12 protein-coding genes and 2 tRNA genes are annotated in these 16,074 nt (G+C 64.8%); 7 read left to right on the plus strand and 7 right to left on the minus strand.

Features of this window, described 5'->3' with window-relative positions:
* The first annotated feature begins 45 nt into the window (after window positions 1-45).
* Window positions 46-837 (plus strand): SDR family oxidoreductase, encoded by a 792-nt coding sequence (locus tag ACTJI5_RS00590; RefSeq protein ID WP_058537991.1) that lies wholly within the window; start codon window positions 46-48, stop codon window positions 835-837.
* 43 nt (window positions 838-880) lie between these two features.
* Here ACTJI5_RS00590 and ACTJI5_RS00595 read toward each other — a convergent pair.
* Both ACTJI5_RS00595 and cpdR read right to left on the minus strand, forming a co-directional pair.
* Window positions 881-955, minus strand: a tRNA-Val gene (locus tag ACTJI5_RS00595).
* 71 nt (window positions 956-1,026) lie between these two features.
* A complete protein-coding gene (cpdR, locus tag ACTJI5_RS00600; protein WP_037510756.1) occupies window positions 1,027-1,404 on the minus strand; it encodes a cell cycle two-component system response regulator CpdR in 378 nt (125 codons plus the stop codon).
* A gap of 140 nt (window positions 1,405-1,544) precedes the next feature.
* On the opposite strand from cpdR, the gene ACTJI5_RS00605 reads away from it, so the two are divergent.
* Window positions 1,545-2,420 carry an N-formylglutamate amidohydrolase gene (locus tag ACTJI5_RS00605; protein ID WP_310253347.1) on the plus strand — a complete coding sequence of 292 codons (876 nt, stop codon included), beginning with the start codon at window positions 1,545-1,547 and terminating at the stop codon, window positions 2,418-2,420.
* 182 nt (window positions 2,421-2,602) lie between these two features.
* Here ACTJI5_RS00605 and ACTJI5_RS00610 read toward each other — a convergent pair.
* Window positions 2,603-2,679 (minus strand) — tRNA-Pro (locus ACTJI5_RS00610).
* A 107-nt stretch (window positions 2,680-2,786) separates the two neighbouring features.
* Complete coding sequence (locus tag ACTJI5_RS00615) at window positions 2,787-3,215, minus strand: JAB domain-containing protein (RefSeq protein WP_058538221.1); 429 nt, start codon at window positions 3,213-3,215, stop codon at window positions 2,787-2,789.
* 154 nt (window positions 3,216-3,369) lie between these two features.
* Here ACTJI5_RS00615 and thyA point away from each other — a divergent pair, with 154 nt between their 5' ends.
* From thyA to ACTJI5_RS00635, 4 genes are all read left to right on the plus strand, one after another.
* Window positions 3,370-4,305 carry a thymidylate synthase gene (thyA, locus tag ACTJI5_RS00620; protein WP_310253349.1) on the plus strand — a complete coding sequence of 312 codons (936 nt, stop codon included), beginning with the start codon at window positions 3,370-3,372 and terminating at the stop codon, window positions 4,303-4,305.
* A gap of 94 nt (window positions 4,306-4,399) precedes the next feature.
* Complete coding sequence (locus tag ACTJI5_RS00625; RefSeq protein WP_058537989.1) at window positions 4,400-5,695, plus strand: 3-methyl-2-oxobutanoate dehydrogenase (2-methylpropanoyl-transferring) subunit alpha; 1,296 nt, start codon at window positions 4,400-4,402, stop codon at window positions 5,693-5,695.
* A gap of 32 nt (window positions 5,696-5,727) precedes the next feature.
* Window positions 5,728-6,732: an alpha-ketoacid dehydrogenase subunit beta gene (locus ACTJI5_RS00630; protein ID WP_439512116.1), complete on the plus strand. Its 1,005-nt coding sequence runs from the start codon at window positions 5,728-5,730 to the stop codon at window positions 6,730-6,732.
* Window positions 6,733-6,736: 4 nt separating this feature from the next.
* Entirely contained in the window at window positions 6,737-8,014 is a 1,278-nt protein-coding gene (locus ACTJI5_RS00635) for a dihydrolipoamide acetyltransferase family protein (protein WP_440859057.1), read from the plus strand.
* 66 nt (window positions 8,015-8,080) lie between these two features.
* On the opposite strand, the gene ACTJI5_RS00640 is transcribed toward ACTJI5_RS00635, so the two are convergent.
* Entirely contained in the window at window positions 8,081-13,171 is a 5,091-nt protein-coding gene (locus tag ACTJI5_RS00640; protein WP_440859058.1) for a hypothetical protein, read from the minus strand.
* 67 nt (window positions 13,172-13,238) lie between these two features.
* Window positions 13,239-14,303, minus strand: coding sequence for a hypothetical protein (locus ACTJI5_RS00645; protein ID WP_440859059.1), 1,065 nt, complete (start codon window positions 14,301-14,303; stop codon window positions 13,239-13,241).
* A 211-nt stretch (window positions 14,304-14,514) separates the two neighbouring features.
* On the opposite strand from ACTJI5_RS00645, the gene ACTJI5_RS00650 reads away from it, so the two are divergent.
* A complete protein-coding gene (locus ACTJI5_RS00650) occupies window positions 14,515-14,925 on the plus strand; it encodes a hypothetical protein (RefSeq protein WP_440859060.1) in 411 nt (136 codons plus the stop codon).
* On the opposite strand, the gene ACTJI5_RS00655 is transcribed toward ACTJI5_RS00650, so the two are convergent.
* On the minus strand, window positions 14,838-15,839 hold the full coding sequence (locus ACTJI5_RS00655) for a hypothetical protein (RefSeq protein ID WP_440859061.1): 1,002 nt from the start codon (window positions 15,837-15,839) through the stop codon (window positions 14,838-14,840). The genes ACTJI5_RS00650 and ACTJI5_RS00655 overlap by 88 nt on opposite strands.
* Window positions 15,840-16,074: the final 235 nt, after the last annotated feature.

The raw sequence follows: 16,074 nt of genomic DNA on the forward strand, positions 1-16,074 counted from the left end.
CCGTCAACCCCGGATCGCTTTCAGTATCGAGCAAGGGAGAGAGACATGACGACATTCCGCGATAATCTGCTGGCCGGTAAGACGGCCTTTGTCGCCGGCGGGACGAGCGGCATCAACTTGGGTATCGCCAAGCGCTTCGCCGAACTCGGCGCCAAGGTCGCCGTTGCCGGCCGCGACCCCGACAAGGCGGCGCGCGCGGCGGCGGACATCGGCGAGGGCGCGCTCGGCCTGTCGGGCGACGTGCGCGACTATGCGGCGATCCGCGGCGTGATGGAACGCGTCGCAGGCGAACTTGGGCCGATGGACATCGTCATTTCGGGCGCGGCGGGCAATTTTCTCGCGCCGGCGCTTGGCATGTCGGCGAATGCGTTTCGTACCGTGGTCGACATCGATCTCAACGGCACCTTCAACGTGTTCCGCGGCTGCCACGACCTGCTCAACCGTCCGGGCGCGTCGCTGATCGCGATAACCGCGGGGCAGGCGGTCAATGCGTCGGCGCTGCAGGCGCACGCCTGCGCCGCTAAGGCGGGGATCAACCAGTTGATTCGCGTGCTGGCGCTCGAATGGGGACCCGAGGTGCGGGTGAACGGCATCTCGCCGGGGCCGATTGCGGGGACCGAGGGCATGGCGCGCTTGGCGCCCGACGCCGCGACGCGCCAGTCGCATTTCGACCGCATCGCGATGAAGCGCTGGGGCGAGGTCGAGGAGGTCGCCGAATCGGCGGTATTCCTCTGCTCGCCCGCAGCGGGATATATCACCGGCACGATCCTCGACTGCGACGGCGGCAGCCAGATCGGCGACGCGTCACGCGGGGATCTCGCGCGCGGCATGGCCTGAAAGCAAAAACGCCGCCAACCCATCGGGGTGGCGGCGTTTTTAATGGTGGGCGTGGCAAGGATTGAACTTGCGACCCCTGCGATGTCAACACAGTGCTCTACCACTGAGCTACACGCCCATCCCTTGGGGTGACGCGCCCCCTAAATGCCTCCGCGCGACTTGGCAAGCCCTTCGCGTGCGGCGGCGTCGTTATTGTTGGCTGGAGCGGTCGCTGCGACCGAACATATTGTCGACCTCGCGCACCAGATCCTTGAGGTGGAAGGGTTTCGACAGCAGCTTTGCCTGCGGCACATTTTCCTCGGCACGCAGCGAAACCGCGGCAAAGCCGGTGATGAACATCACCTGCGTCTGCGGCGCGGCCTTCGCGGTATGCTGGGCGAGTTCGATCCCGTCCATCTCGGGCATCACGATGTCCGACAGCAAAAGATCGAACGTTCCCGAATCGATATAAGGGACGGCGGCGGTGCCGCGGTCGACCGCGGTGACGTGATAGCCGGCGCTGGTCAGCGCGCGCGCGAGATACTCGCGCATCACGTCGTCATCTTCGGCCAGCAAAATGCGAATCATGTTGAAATCTGTTCCCTGGTCCTTCGGCGCAGCCGGTTCCGGTCGGCTGCCCCCTCTGTCACGCCCTGCATAGCGTCAGAGATTTAACAAATTGACGCGCGGCGCTGGATTCGTCCCGCTTTTTTTGCCACCCATCGCTTATGCCGTCCCGCACCATCTCGCCCGCCGCCATCGCTGTCAACCGGCCCGCGGCGAGTGGCCCCGTCGTCGTGTCGGTGCCGCACGCGGGACGCATCTATCCGCCCGAGATATTGAGCGCGGCGCGGGTCGACCGGCCGCACCTCGAACGACTCGAGGATAGCTGGTGCGACCTGATCGCGGCCGGCGCCGCCGACGCCGGCGCGACGGTTGTCCACGCGCTGTGGGCGCGCGCCGTCGCCGACCTCAATCGCGGCGAAGGGCAGATGGCGCCCGGCGAGGTTGCCATGCCGCTGCGCGCGCAATTTTCGGCGCCGGGGCGCAAGGAGCGGGCAGGGCTTGGCGTCGTGCCGACGCGACTCGCCGATTGCGGTCCGCTATGGAAGCGGCCGATCGACGGCGCGGCGCTGGAATGGCGCCTCGAATCCTTCCACCGGCCGTACCACGCCGCCCTCGCCGACGCATTGACCGCGGCGCGCGATGAACATGGCCATGCGATATTGATCGATCTCCATTCGATGCCGCCGATTCCGGCCGGCCAGCCGGGGCACGGCGCGCGAATCATCATCGGCGATCGTTTTGGCGAAACCGCGGGCGATTGGCTGATCGACCTCGCGGTGGCATCGGCCGAACGATTGAACGAGCCCGTCGCGCGCAATCAGCCCTATGCCGGCGGTCATATCATCCGAACGCACGGCCGCCCGGCGGACGCCGTCCACGCGGTGCAGATCGAAATCGACCGCAGCCTCTATCTGACGGCGGAGCGCTTGCCCGACACGGCTCGTATCGCGCGGCTGGCACGCTGGTTCGCGAATCTTGTCGCTGAAGCGGGATATGCCCGACAGGGCGCTGAAATATTCGCGCAAGCCGCTGAATAAAAAACCACCTCGTACCGAAGTACGAGGTGGCCAGGGTCCAGGGAGGACGCGTCCGCGTCAGTGATGACGGGACACTCGCCGCGATGGAAAGGGGGAAAACCACGGCGGCGTAGAAGAGATTTAGGATGTTGCGCGCCGACTTACAAGAAGAGACGGTGCAGAATCTGCAATATGCAAGAAATTGGTCGGGGAGAGAGGATTCGAACCTCCGGCCCCTGCCTCCCGAAGACAGTGCTCTACCAGGCTGAGCTACTCCCCGACCGATCTGCGCGCCGACCGGGGTCGCCGCGAAGGCAGGGCGGTCCTCTAGACGCGCAATTTGCGAACTTCAAGCGCCAATCGGCACATTCAATGCGATTGCCGCGATTACATCATTTCGGCAGTTCGAAAGCTGAAATGACCATCCGCAACGAAAATCAGATGATCGACCAGATCGATGCCCATGGTCCGCAGGAAAAGCGCGGCATCGTGCGTTGCGCCGATGTCGGCATCGCTCGGCCAGGGCGTGCCGGACGGATGGTTGTGCGCCAGGACGACTGTCGCAACGCCGCCGTCCAAAAGCGTGCGCCAAGCGCGCGGCGGGATGACGCAGCGGCCCGAGCTATCCCCGTCGACGCGTTCGAGCCGAACAAGGCGTTCGAAGGCGTCGAATGCGGCAAGGAGCAGGGTTTCGCGCTCGTCATCGAACATCGGGCGCAGCAACAGGCGCGCGAAATCATCCTCAAGCGGGCACGGCACAAAGCCGGCCAGCGCCGACGGATCCGGCGCTTTGCCGAGGGGTTCGAACAGGGTCATCGCCGTTCCCATGCGCTCAGGCTGCGCGATTCCCAACGGGCGACTGCCCCGCATCGGAGGCTTTGTGCCGCCGGCGATATTGCTCCCCATGTTGCTCCCTTGTCCCCTCGCGGCACGAAGCCTAGCACCGAGAGACAAAACCGGGAGCCGAGTCTTGCCTGATTCCATCCATTATGAACTGCAATATCTGGACCTGATGCGCCGCATCTGGGTCGAGGGCGACGAGCGCGTTGACCGCACCGGCGTCGGCACGCGCTCGCTATTTGGCGAGACCATGCGATTCTCGCTGAAGGACGATGCGATTCCGTTGCTCACGACCAAGCGCGTCTATTGGAAGACGGGGCTGCGCGAACTGCTGTGGTTCCTGACCGGTGATACCAATATCCGGTCGCTCGTTTCGCAAGGCGTGAAGATATGGACCGACTGGCCGCTCGACAAATATCGCCGCGCGACGGGCGACCAGATTAGCGCCGAGGATTTCGAGGCGCGGATCATCGCGGATGATGATTTCGCTGCGAAGTGGGGCGATCTCGGGCCAGTTTACGGCCATCAATGGGTGAACTGGCCGCGCTACGAGCCGGCGGGCGAGGGGCTCTTCCGGCGCGCGAAGCAAGGTCACAATCAGATTGCGGCGCTGATCGATTCGCTGAAGAATAATCCGGGCTCGCGGCGGCACATCTTTACCGGCTGGAACGTCGCCGATCTCGATCGCATGGCGCTGCCGCCGTGCCACATGACCTATCAATTCCACGTCCGCAGCGACGGCGGCCTGTCGTGCCTGCTGTTTCAGCGCTCGTGCGATCTTGGCCTGGGCTTTGCCTTCAATGTCTTCGAAGCGGCGCTCCTCACGCGGATGGTTGCCGATCAAGCGGGCCTTCACGCCCATGAGCTCGTCTGGACCGGCGGCGACGTGCATCTCTACCTGAACCACGCCGAGCTGGTCGAACAACAGCTGTCGCGCGTTCCGGATGGCGCGCCGAAGCTCCGCATCCTTCGCCGCCCTTCGAGCATTTTCGACTATCGGTTCGAGGATTTCGCAGTCGAGGATTATGCGCCGCAAGCGCATATTTCCGCGCCTGTCGCGGTCTGATGGCCGCCGTTGCATTCGTATGGCTACCGTAATAATATGTCGCCACGTTGAAATATAACTAGGCGCCGATTCGCGCCTTCAAAGGGAAGAAGATATGCCTGAGACGCCTCAGCGCCCGGCGAGCAATTTGCCGCCGCTGTCGCTTCATATCCCCGAACCGCGCTATCGCCCCGGCGATACCCCGGACTTTGGCGATATCGAAGTTCCCGCGGTCGAAGCGACCCCGCGCCCGAGCGAAGCGACCAAGCCCGATGCGATGCGCGAGCTGAGCTATGGCCTCGTCCGCGTCCTCGATTTCGACGGGCAGGCGAAGGGGCAGTGGGATCCGAAGCTGTCGCCCGAGCGGCTGCGCACGATGCTGCGCTACATGATGCTCACCCGCGCTTTCGACGACCGCATGTTCCGTGCGCAGCGGCAGGGCAAGACCAGCTTCTATATGAAGTGTACCGGCGAAGAAGCGACCTCGGTCGCCTCGACGATGGCGATCGATCGCGGCGACATGTGCTTCCCCAGCTATCGCCAGCAGGGCATATTGATCGCGCGCGACTATCCGCTGATCCAGATGATGAACCAGATCTACTCGAACCGCGGCGATCACCTGATGGGGCGCCAGCTGCCGATCATGTATTCGGCGCCCGAGCATGGTTTCTTCAGCGTGTCGGGCAACCTCGCGACGCAATATCCGCAGGCGGTGGGCTGGGCGATGGCCTCGGCGTCGAAGGGCGACAGCCGCATCGCGACCGTCTGGTGCGGCGAGGGCTCGTCGGCCGAGGGCGATTTCCACTCGGCGCTGACCTTTGCGACCGTTTACAATGCGCCCGTCATCTTCAACGTCGTGAACAATCAGTGGGCGATCTCCAGCTTCTCGGGCTTCGCCGGCGGCGAGCGCACGACCTTCGCGGCACGCGCGGTGGGTTATGGCATCGCGGGGCTGCGCATCGACGGCAATGATCCGCTCGCGGTTTATGCCGCGACGCAGTGGGCCGCGGATCGTGCGCGAACGAACAACGGCCCGACTTTGATCGAGCATTTCACCTATCGCAGCGAAGGCCACAGCACCTCGGACGATCCGAGCGCCTATCGCCCCGCCGACGAGGCGACCGCCTGGCCGCTCGGCGACCCGATCGCACGGCTGCGCCAGCATCTCGAAACGCTCGGCGAATGGGATGCCGAACGCCACGAGGCGCAGGCGAGGGAACTCGACGAGCTGGTCAAGACGACGCAGAAACAGTCGGAAAAGCTCGGTATCCTCGGTCACGGCATGCACCAGCCGTTCGAGACGATGTTCGACGATGTGTTCGAGGAGCTGCCCTGGCACCTCAAGGAACAATGCGCACAGATGCTCGCCGAGCAAGAGGCCAAGTTCGGCCCCAATTGGAAGCCCGAATGATGAGCGCCGAGACCCAAACCGCCACCAAGACCATGAACATGATCGAGGCGATCAACAGCGCCATGGACGTCATGCTCGAACGCGACTCGAACATGGTCGTGATGGGCGAGGACGTCGGCTTCTTCGGCGGCGTGTTCCGCGCGACCGCGGGCCTGCAGAAGAAACATGGCAAGACCCGCGTGTTCGACACGCCGATCAACGAATGCGGCATCATCGGCGTCGCGGTCGGCATGGGCGCTTATGGCCTGCGCCCGGTCCCCGAAATCCAGTTCGCCGACTATATCTACCCGGGGCTCGACCAGCTCGTCAGCGAAGCGGCGCGCTTGCGTTATCGTTCGGCGGCCGACTTCATCTGTCCGATGACGGTGCGTACTCCTTTTGGGGGGGGCATCTTCGGCGGCCAAACGCACAGCCAGTCGCCCGAAAGCATCATGACGCACATCTGCGGTGTGAAGACGGTGATCCCGTCGAACCCCTATGACGCCAAGGGTCTGCTGATCGCGGCGATCGAGGACAACGACCCCGTCGTTTTCCTCGAACCCAAGCGTATCTACAACGGCCCGTTCAGCGGCTATTATGACCGCCCGGTCGAACCCTGGTCGAAGCATGACGCGAGCGCGGTGCCCGAAGATTATTATCGTATCGAACTCGGCAAGGCCGCGACGGTGCGCGCTGGCGAGGCGCTTACTATCCTCGTCTATGGCACGATGGTCCATGTGACCAAGACGATCGTCGAGGAAATGGGCATCGATGCCGAGATCATCGACCTGCGCACCTTGCTGCCGCTCGATATCGACGCGATCGAAACCTCGGTGAAGAAAACTGGCCGCTGCCTGATCATCCACGAAGCGACGCGTACCTCGGGCTTCGGCGCCGAACTTGCCGCACTGGTGCAGGAACGCTGCTTCTATCATCTCGAGGCGCCGGTCGAACGCGTGACCGGCTTCGACACGCCTTATCCGCATAGCCTCGAATGGGCCTATTTCCCCGGCCCGGTGCGCATCGCGACCGCGCTGACCAAGATTTTGAAGGACTGACGCCATGGCCCGTTATTCATTCCGTCTGCCCGACATCGGCGAAGGCATCGCCGAGGCCGAAATCGTCGCCTGGCACGTCAAGATCGGCGAGCGCGTCGAGGAAGACGCGCAGCTTGCCGACATGATGACCGACAAGGCGACTGTCGAAATGGAATCTCCCGTTTCGGGGATCGTCGTCGAACTCGCGGGCGAGGTCGGCGACCTGATCCCGATCGGCTCGACGCTCGCGGTGATCGAGACCGATGGCGACGGCGATGTCGAAGCCCCGCCCGCGGACACGCCGGTCGAGAAGCAGATCGAAGCCGAGACGCCGGGGGCCGAAGAGGTTTCGGTTGCCGAGGTTGCTACACCTGCGGCCGTCGCAGCTCCGGCCCCGGCCCCGGCCCCGGCCCCTGCGCCGGTCGTGACCGCAGACCACAGCCGCGCCGTGCTCGCATCGCCCGCCGTTCGCGCCCGCGCCAAGGATCTCGGCGTCGACCTCGGTCAAGTCCAGGCCGAGGGCGACCGCGTCCGCCATTCCGATCTCGACGCTTTCCTGCGCTACAGCGGCGGGCAGGGCTATCACGCTCCCGGCGCCAGCCGCGCGCGCGCCGACGAGCCGATCAAGGTCATCGGCATGCGCCGCAAGATCGCCGAGAATATGGCGGCATCGAAGCGCGCGATCCCGCACTTTACCTATGTCGAGGAAATGGACGTCACCGCGCTCGAAGAGATGCGCGCCGATTTGAACGCCAACCGCGGCGGGCGGCCGAAGCTGACGATGCTGCCCTTCCTGATCGTCGCGATCTGCCGCACGATCCCGCAATTCCCGATGATCAACGCGCGCTACGACGATGAGGGCGGCGTGGTGACGCGCTATGGCGCGGTGCATCTCGGCATGGCGACGCAGACCGACGCGGGGCTGATGGTCCCCGTCATCCGCGACGCGCAGGACAAGAATGTCTGGCAGCTCGCGAGCGAGATCACCCGTCTCGCCGAAGCCGCGCGCACCGGCAAGGCGAAAGTCGAGGAACTGACCGGCGGCACGCTGACCGTCACCTCCTTGGGCCCGCTCGGCGGCATCGCAACCACCCCGGTGATCAACCGCCCCGAAGTCGCGATCGTCGGCCCGAACAAGATCGTCGAGCGCCCCGTCTTCGACGGCGACGAAATCCGCAGAGCAAAGCTCATGAACCTGTCCATCAGCTGCGACCACCGCGTCGTCGATGGCTGGGACGCGGCGAGCTATGTGCAAGCGCTCAAGAAGCTGGTTGAAACGCCGGTCCTGCTGTTTGCGGACTAAGATAGCGACGAAGCAATCCGAGGCGGTGGACGCGCGCCCCGGATTGCTTCGCCCCGCGGGACGGGGTTACAGCCCCAGCCCTTGAAAACTCGTCTGGTCGAACTTCAGCTTGAAAGTCACGTAAGCGCCCGAGCGCGAGAAGCGCGCGTCCTCGAAATCGCGGTCGTGGAAACCCGCGAAATTATAGCCAAAGGTGATGTTTGCATTCTTCATCGGCGCCAGCGTCAGTGTCGGGCCGCCCGCCCAGCTGACGGTATCGGCGTCGGTGCCGACACGCACGGTGCCCGACACACCGGCATCGACATGTTCGCCAAGGTTGAAGCGGAAGTCGGCGCCGATCAGGTTCGACCATCCCTTCACATCGTCCGCGCCGAAGCGGTCGAAATTATAGCGCGTGCCCCAAAAGAAGCCGATTTCGGCGCGTTCGTACCAGCCGTCGCCGAACCCGCGATCGCCGAGTGGGGTCCAGTTGACCGACAGGCTGTTGAGCAGGCGGCGGCTCGTCGCATCGCCGTCGATCGTCAGCGACGGGCCGCCGATCGGGCCGGCCTGACCCGCGACCGCATCGCGAACCTTGTCCGAACGGAACTCGCTCTTGTTGAGCCACGAAATCCGCGAAGCCGCGGGGCGATGCGCCCAGCTCATTTCGAAATTGATGACCTCGGTCGTGGGCATCGTGCCGCTGCCGCTCGCCTTTGCATAGGTGAAGAGCGCGCCGAGTGCGCGGCCCTCGCCGAGCTGGCGGAGCCCGCCGAGCGTCAAGCCATAGCGATTGGCGAGTTCGCCATCGCGATACTCGGCGCGGCCGGTGAGCGTCCAGCGGTCGGCGCGGTATGTGACGCCGGTGCTGATCGCGAGGAAATCTTCGGTCAGTGTGCCATTGCCGCTCAGGAAACCGCCCGATGCGACGGGCTGCTCGGTGTTGAGCACGTCGCGCGCGGGGATACCGCCGATGGTGCGATTGCCGTCGACCGAGACATCGACCGACCAGCGTTCGCCGAGCTTCAGCGATTGCGACAGGCCATAGGCGGCAAAGCTGCGCGGGCCATATTCGCCAATCTCCTGCTGGTTTGCGGTCGCGAGCAGTCGCGCGCCCGACCAGGGCGTCAGGTCGAAACCGAGCCGGGCGGTGCGTGCCTTGATCGTGTCGCCGTCGGCGATCTCGTAGCTGCCCACCAGATTGACGTCGCGATTGATCGCGTAGCGCGCGCCGAGGCGGTGACGCGTCGGGAAATCGATACTCGCATCCTTGCCGCCGAGCGCGAATTCGGTCTGCGCGTCGAGTTCGAGGCGCTTGCCCATCAGCCGCTGCGTCGCGCCGAGCTGGACGATGTTCGATCGGTTGCGGCTGCCATCGGTCAGGCGATCGTCGGCATGCGTCAGCCCGGCGCGCGCGACGCTGGTGCCGTTGTCATATTCGACGAGCGCGCGCGCCGCGCGGCGACGCGCATTGGTGTCGAGATAATCTTCCTGCCACGCGCTGCCGGTCACCGACAGGTTGCGTCCGGCTTTCAGCCGCGCATCGAAACCGAATTTGCGCGTGCCATTCTCGCTGCTGTTGAGCTGGCCGGTGCCGAAACCCGCCTCGCGTTCGCGGACATAGGCGAGGAAGTCGGCGTTGCTGCTGTGATGCTCGGCCTCGACCAGCCATGCCTTCGCAGTGCCACCGGCCGCGGTGCTGCCGTTGGTCGCCTTGGCATCGCTGACCGCGAGTTCGGCGCGAACCTCGGTTGCGATGGTGGGGCGATAGCGTGCATCGACGCCGCCGAGGTTGGTCTTGGCGTTGCCATCCTCGTCGTGGATGAACGTCGCGCCGACGCGCAGTTTCTCGTCATTCGACTGATAGCTGACGCGGCCGCCCGCGTTGAGCACACGCTGGCCGACCCCGTCGACTTCATATTCGGCAACGATGAATTGCGGATCGAGGTTCGACGAGCGGCTGAGGACAGGCTCGCGGAAACGGATCGTGCCCGACAGATAGTCGATGTCGTAATCGACGTGGCGCGACAGGCTGACGCTGTCGACGATGCGTTCGCTGTGCAGCCGGTCGCGCGTTTCGATGACAATCCGTTCGCTGTTCGGCAATATGTCCTTGGCGCCGAGCTGATATGGACCCGTCAGGCCATTGCCCTGAATCTCGTCGCGGCGGAAACGGTACGGCGTGTCGGCGACGAACGCTGTCGCGGCGACATTGCGGCCGCGATACTCGGCCTTGCCGCCGTTGAGCGCGCGCTGGTAGCGGGCGAGTTCGGGTTCCGAAATCCCCGTCTCGATATCGCCGAACATCGCATAGAACTGCGGGCGTTCGAGGCGCAGGTAGAGCTTGCGCACCGAAGCGGCGTCGTAGCGCGTCTCGTTGCGGTCGGCGTAGATGGTGTAATAGGCACGCGGATCGATCACGCCGCCGAATCGCGCGTCATCCTTGTCCTTGTCGCTGTCGTACGCCAACGTCATCAGCCATTTGCCGAGCACGCGGCCTTTTGCGTAGAGCGCCAGGCGCGCATCGGCGTTCAGATCGTCAAGCGTCTCGGCCACCGGCTCCATCCGATCGCCCAGCGTGTTGTAGCCAACCGTGCCCGCAGCAAAGCCGACGACGGTCCACGGGCGATTGCCCGGATCGAGCCAGGTTTCGATCGTCTGCTTGCGCGTCACCTTGTCGTCGCGGAAGGTGAAATCCATCGCGAGCGTGCCCGACGCGGTCGTCGGTTCGAGCTCGATAGTGGCGATGCCGTCGTCGCCATCGATCTTCCACACCGGCTGCGCGCGTTCGAGGCCCGCGAGCTGGCGCGCCTGCTGCGCATCGGCTTCGACCGCGGGATAGTATGGCGCGGGGACGCTGAAATCGCCTGTCAGCCCGGCGCGGATCGGTTTGCCGTCGCGATCGGTCAGCCGTACCGCGATTACCGGGCGCGTCACGCCATCGGCGACCAGTACCGACTTTTCGCGGATAAGCGACGCGCGCATCGGGGTGATCGAATAATGGACACCTCGTTCGAGCGTTTCGATCGTGACGCCGTTCGCGTCCTTCACTTCGGCGACGAGACGGTTTTCGCCTTCGCGGATTTCGAGCCCGCGCCACAGGCTGACCGGGACACTGCCGTCGGCCGACTTGCTTACGCCTTCGAACGTCAGCGCGTCGGCGGGCTTGCCGTTGACGCGGAGCGACACCGTCTGTCCCGGCGCGTGCTTGATCGCGGCGCGGATCGCCTTGGCGCGCGGGTTGTGATCGGTTTCGGGGAAGAGCCAGCCGATGCCGGGCGCCTGACCCGCGAGCCAATCGCGGTTGGCGCCGGCGGCGTCGGGGTCGCTCAGCACCTTGCGCGCTTCGATGGTTGCCTTGGCCGGCGCGGCGCGGGGGGCACTCGCGACGGCGCGGAAATCGGCGCGCTTAAGCGCACCGCCACGGCCTTCGACGAAGCGCGAGATCGGGCTGTCGGCGCTCTGCGTCGACCGCGCGCAGTCGATCGCCGCGCGGTCGAGCGGCAGCGTCGACGGGTCGATCTGCACGACATGCAGGCCGGGACGCACGCCTTCGAAATGATAACGGCCGTCCTCGTCGGTGACGGTGTAGCTGCCGTCCTGCAGCATTACGCGCACGCCCATGACGCCATCGGCCTTGCCCGGATCGACGCTGCAACCGCCGTCGGTGATGCGGCCGATGATCGTCATTCGGTCGCCGAGCTGGTCGCGTTTGATCGAAATCGTCGCTTCGGCGATGTTGCTCGTCGATCCGCGGTTGTCGGTGGCGGTGGCGCGGTTGAGCGCATTGCCCGGCTGCGCCGACACGATGACTTCGGCCAGATAGGTGAGAAGGACCGAGCGCGATGCCGCGATAGTGGGCAGGGTGACGGCGAATTCGCGGCCGTTGGCGGCGACGTCGGCGGTCACGCGCACGCCATCGACGCGCACCGTATCGGCGCGCAGGCGCATACCCGCGGGCAGCACATCGCGGACGGTTACGGCGCCGGTGTTGCGGCGCGTGTCGCGGTTGGCAACCTCGATCCGATATTGGATGACATCGCCGGGCACCGCGACCTGCGTCGAGGTCGTCTTGCGCAGAACCAGCGGCAGCCCCGGCTGATCAACCGGAATGTCGACGCGAACGGGCGCGGGGCTGTTCAGCGTGAAGGCATTGCTATAGCTCGCGCCGGTGATCGTGAACGGCTGGCCGTCGTCGGGACGGCGCAGGCCGGCGAGATCGGCGGCGCTCGATTTCGACGGCGCGGTATAAGGCGCGGGCGGCGAGACGATCAGGCGATAGGTGCCCGGCGCGACAAAGGGAAAGCGATAGTCGCCCGGCGGGAAGTCGTACGTCGTTCCGCCCGCATCGGTGACGCTCTGGCCGGTGACGACGCTCGACGGATAGGCCGAGACGCCGTCGTCGCCGAACACCTGTGCAGGCAGGCCGGTCGCGGTGTCGACGATCGTCACGCGGCTGCCTGCAACGGGCGCGCCGTCGCCGCTGTCGAAGACGATGCCAAACGGATCGACGAGGAAGTCGATCGTCGCGAGTGCGACGAGGCTGGCGTTCGCCTGATCGGTGACGCGCAGTGCCAGGGGAGCGCCCGGATTGACCGACAGGCGACAGTCGCCCGCGACCACGGCGGGCGGAACACCGATCGTGTTGATGATGCCGACGAACTCGCCGCTGCTGTTGGCGGTCTCGGTCAGGATGATTGCTTCGCGGTCGCCATTTTCGAGCTCGAGGACGACGGGCAGGGTGTCACGCGCCTGCGGATCGGCATTGGCCGATGCGAGCGTGACCCCAACGACCAGCACTTCGCCGGCGCGGAAATTATTGGTGCTTTGGAGCGACGCGGGGGCGGTCGAGATACCCTCATAGACGCCGCCGAGGTCGATGGAACTCGTCGCGCTGCGCGCCGCGGGGCGGCTACACTGCGTCGGCGCGAGTGCCACCGATTTGTTGCCGCTGCCATTTGTCAGGCGATAGGTCGTGATCGTCGGCGGCTCGGGCGGACGCGCCGTTACCGTCACGTCGACGCGGTTCGACAGCGCCTGACCGGGCTGCCCGTCATGCGTCCACTGCGCCGAAGCCGTGTTCGTGATCACCTGCGCGTTCGCCGTGGATATCGCAGGCAGCATCGCTGCCGCGACCAGGGCGGTCACAAGGCCGGAAAATTTCGTGCGGAGTGCCATAACAGCCCCGAAGGAAGCAGCGGGAGGCGGTTTTTGGGCCGCACCCGCTGCTCCACCGGTTATCCGATCAGTTGACCGTTGCGCGGAAAACGAGCGTGCTTGCGGCGCCCGCGGCGATCGACGCGATCGTGCCCGACACGTTCGGCGCCGTGTAACCGCCGCCCGCGGTGCCGTTGAAGTCACACGTCCCGCTAGTCACCGTGCCGCCCAGCAGGATCGTGCCCGCATTGAACGTCAGCTGGCCCGGAACCGGGTCGTTGATCACCACCGAGGTCGCGGCAGCGCCACCACTGTTGGCGACGGCGATGCAATATTCGACCACGGCACCCGGGATCAGCTTCGGATTCGTCGTATTGTTGAACGGATCCGAAATGACGCGGCTGGTCTTGGTGACCGTCAATGTCGCCGTCTGCACCGTATAGTCGTCGTTATCGCTATGCGAGCCGTCGCGTGCGACATCGCCAGCCACGCCCGCGATATCGGCAAAGACTGTATCCTTGCCTGCGGTGTTCGCACCCGTGGTCTCGGTGATTGCGGCACCCTGGGTGCCGACAAGCCCGCCTTCGCGCGCGGTGGCACGCAGCGTCACGCCGGCAACCGCATTGTTGGCGAGGCCAGCCGGGATATCGGAGACGACGAACAGCCGAATCGCGGTGTCGACGACGAGTTCGTCGACATAAGCCGTGATGAGCGTGTCGCCCGCATCCCAGCTTCCGACGGTGCCGGTGACGGTGTTGTCGCGATAGATCCGGACGTTATTGGCGTTGAATGTGTCGGTGCCGCCGTGTGAGGCGGTCCCGCCCACGATCTGCGACGCAACGAGCGCGAAGTCGAGTATTTCGTTCGAGCTGTTGGTCAGCTGAAACGTCGTGACGGCGTTTGTCTGGCCCGGCACGACATTGGTCGTGACCGTGCCGACTTCTTCGACAAGCAGGTTGATCTTGCGGTCGACGGTGAAATTGTTCGATGCCGACTGCTGTCCCTGTGTGACGCCACCGACCTGATAATCGACGGTGGCGGTATTGGTGATCGTGGTGCCCGCGGTCGTTCCGGCGGCAAAAGCCGGCGTGGCGGCGACGCTCGAAAGCGACGCCAGACCGATGGCACCCATATAAGTCAGCTTGCTGGTCATAGCTGAGCTCCTGGGCTTTATGTTGGTTGCCGTTTCCCCACCGCTGGCAACCGTTAAGCGGTTTTATGCCTTCGCTATTTGACAACTCCCCGAAACATGAGCTTGCCCGTTCCGCCGACCGGGATCGGTTTCTGGAAAGCCCAGCGGACGTGCGTGACATCGGNCGCGAGCCGCCCTCCATCGGAACCGAAAGGTCGGAAAGCAGTCCCCATTGCTTGCCGCCGTCGACCGAAACGAACGGGTGCGTGTCGCCGGCGTCGGCAAAACGGACCGCCGACGGCATCGGGTTGGTGATCACGAACTTGTCCGCCGGCTGCGCGCCGGCGTTGCGATAATTGAGCACGAAAACGAGCCGGTCGCCGGGAACGACGACTTTCGGTTCTTCGAGCAATATCCGCTGCTTGCCTTGGGCATCGGTCGATACGCGTTCGACGAACACGGCATTGTCGAGCGCAACCTGGTTCGCGGCGAACGCCTGGCCGGGTGCGAGCATGGCGAGCAAAAGGAAAAGGGCGGTGCGCATACGCATCTCCATCAATCGATCTTGGTCTGGAAGGTGACGGTGCGGGTTTGGCCGCCGGCAACGGTGCCGAGCGCGACATTGACTCGCGTGCCGTTGTAATCGCCCGCATCGGCGTCGGCCGCATCGGACAATCCGCTGCCGCCGAGTGTGATCGAGCCGGGCACATAGCTGGTGTCTGCGGGAATATTGTCGGTGATCGCAAGGCCGATGACCGAACCGCTGCCCGCGACGGTGGCAACGATCGTATAGGTGATCGTCGCGCCCGGCACCGGATCGGTTGTGCCCAGCGAATTGGTAACCACCGCCGATTTGACGAGCGTGACGGTCGCGGCCGAAACGACAAACGCTCCCGCATCCTGCCCATCTGCGCCGGTCGAGCCGACGACGGCATCGCCGCCGCCTTCGCCCTGGCCGGCAAAGCTGTCACCGGGATCGCCGGTGCCTGTCTTGGCCGCCGCGACGAGGCTGACGATTCCGCGATTGCCGTCGACCACGGTGCCCGGCGTCGTCGCGAGGACGAAGACGGTGACGCTCTGGTCGGGGTTCAGCGACGGATCGTTCGCGCCCGGCGTATAGAGTGTGTCGGTGCCGGCGTCGAAAAGGCCGTCACCGTTATCGAGATAGATTTGCGTGACCGCGGGGTCGTAATTATCGCCGCCCGCGTTCGCGATCGTCGTCAGTCCGAACGCTTCGACACCGTTGCCGTTGTTGGTGACCGAAAAGGTCAGCAGCTGTCCCGTCGCGCCGGGCGTCGTCGGAACGTCGGCGGGATTGCTTGAATCGACCGTGACGTCGAGCAGTTCGTCGACGAGCAGGTCGACGCGGTTCGAATCGACCGTCGTCGTGCCGCCGCCCGTATCGAAGCTCGCGCTCGCGGTATTGCTGATGGTCGATCCGGCGCGTGTGCCGGCGGCCTCGGCCGGTGCCGGCAGCGCGAGCGCGGCCAGCACGGCAATGATTGAACAAGAGGGAAGAAGCCGATGCTTCGCGCCCCCCACAGGCGCTATCATCATCACTTTGACTCCGAATAGGTTGGTCCTTGGAGCCTTCAGTCGCCGATAAAGGGTAATTTCTGGTTAAAAAGCAGGAAGGAAGACGCGTTTTGACCCAGATAGGGACAGGGATTGTGTCAGGTTTGTAGCAAAACGGGCCGACTGGCGCGGAAACCAAAGGTCGCGTAAGACGAGGCAGTTAACGAGGAGAGCAGGGGTGGCGGAGGAGCGGGGCAGCAAGGATGGGCGTCCGCCG

The sequence above is a fragment of the Sphingopyxis sp. 22461 genome (genome assembly GCF_052044915.1).
Lineage (GTDB): Bacteria > Pseudomonadota > Alphaproteobacteria > Sphingomonadales > Sphingomonadaceae > Sphingopyxis.

Coding starts and splice junctions, on each gene's coding strand:
- ACTJI5_RS00590 (WP_058537991.1), top strand. CDS start 46: ATGACGACATTCCGCGATAATCTGCTGGCCGGTAAGACGGCCTTTGTC.
- cpdR (WP_037510756.1), bottom strand. CDS start 1,404: ATGATTCGCATTTTGCTGGCCGAAGATGACGACGTGATGCGCGAGTAT.
- ACTJI5_RS00605 (WP_310253347.1), top strand. CDS start 1,545: ATGCCGTCCCGCACCATCTCGCCCGCCGCCATCGCTGTCAACCGGCCC.
- ACTJI5_RS00615 (WP_058538221.1), bottom strand. CDS start 3,215: ATGACCCTGTTCGAACCCCTCGGCAAAGCGCCGGATCCGTCGGCGCTG.
- ACTJI5_RS00625 (WP_058537989.1), top strand. CDS start 4,400: ATGCCTGAGACGCCTCAGCGCCCGGCGAGCAATTTGCCGCCGCTGTCG.
- ACTJI5_RS00630 (WP_439512116.1), top strand. CDS start 5,728: ATGAACATGATCGAGGCGATCAACAGCGCCATGGACGTCATGCTCGAA.
- ACTJI5_RS00635 (WP_440859057.1), top strand. CDS start 6,737: ATGGCCCGTTATTCATTCCGTCTGCCCGACATCGGCGAAGGCATCGCC.
- ACTJI5_RS00640 (WP_440859058.1), bottom strand. CDS start 13,171: ATGGCACTCCGCACGAAATTTTCCGGCCTTGTGACCGCCCTGGTCGCG.
- ACTJI5_RS00645 (WP_440859059.1), bottom strand. CDS start 14,303: ATGACCAGCAAGCTGACTTATATGGGTGCCATCGGTCTGGCGTCGCTT.
- ACTJI5_RS00655 (WP_440859061.1), bottom strand. CDS start 15,839: ATGATGATAGCGCCTGTGGGGGGCGCGAAGCATCGGCTTCTTCCCTCT.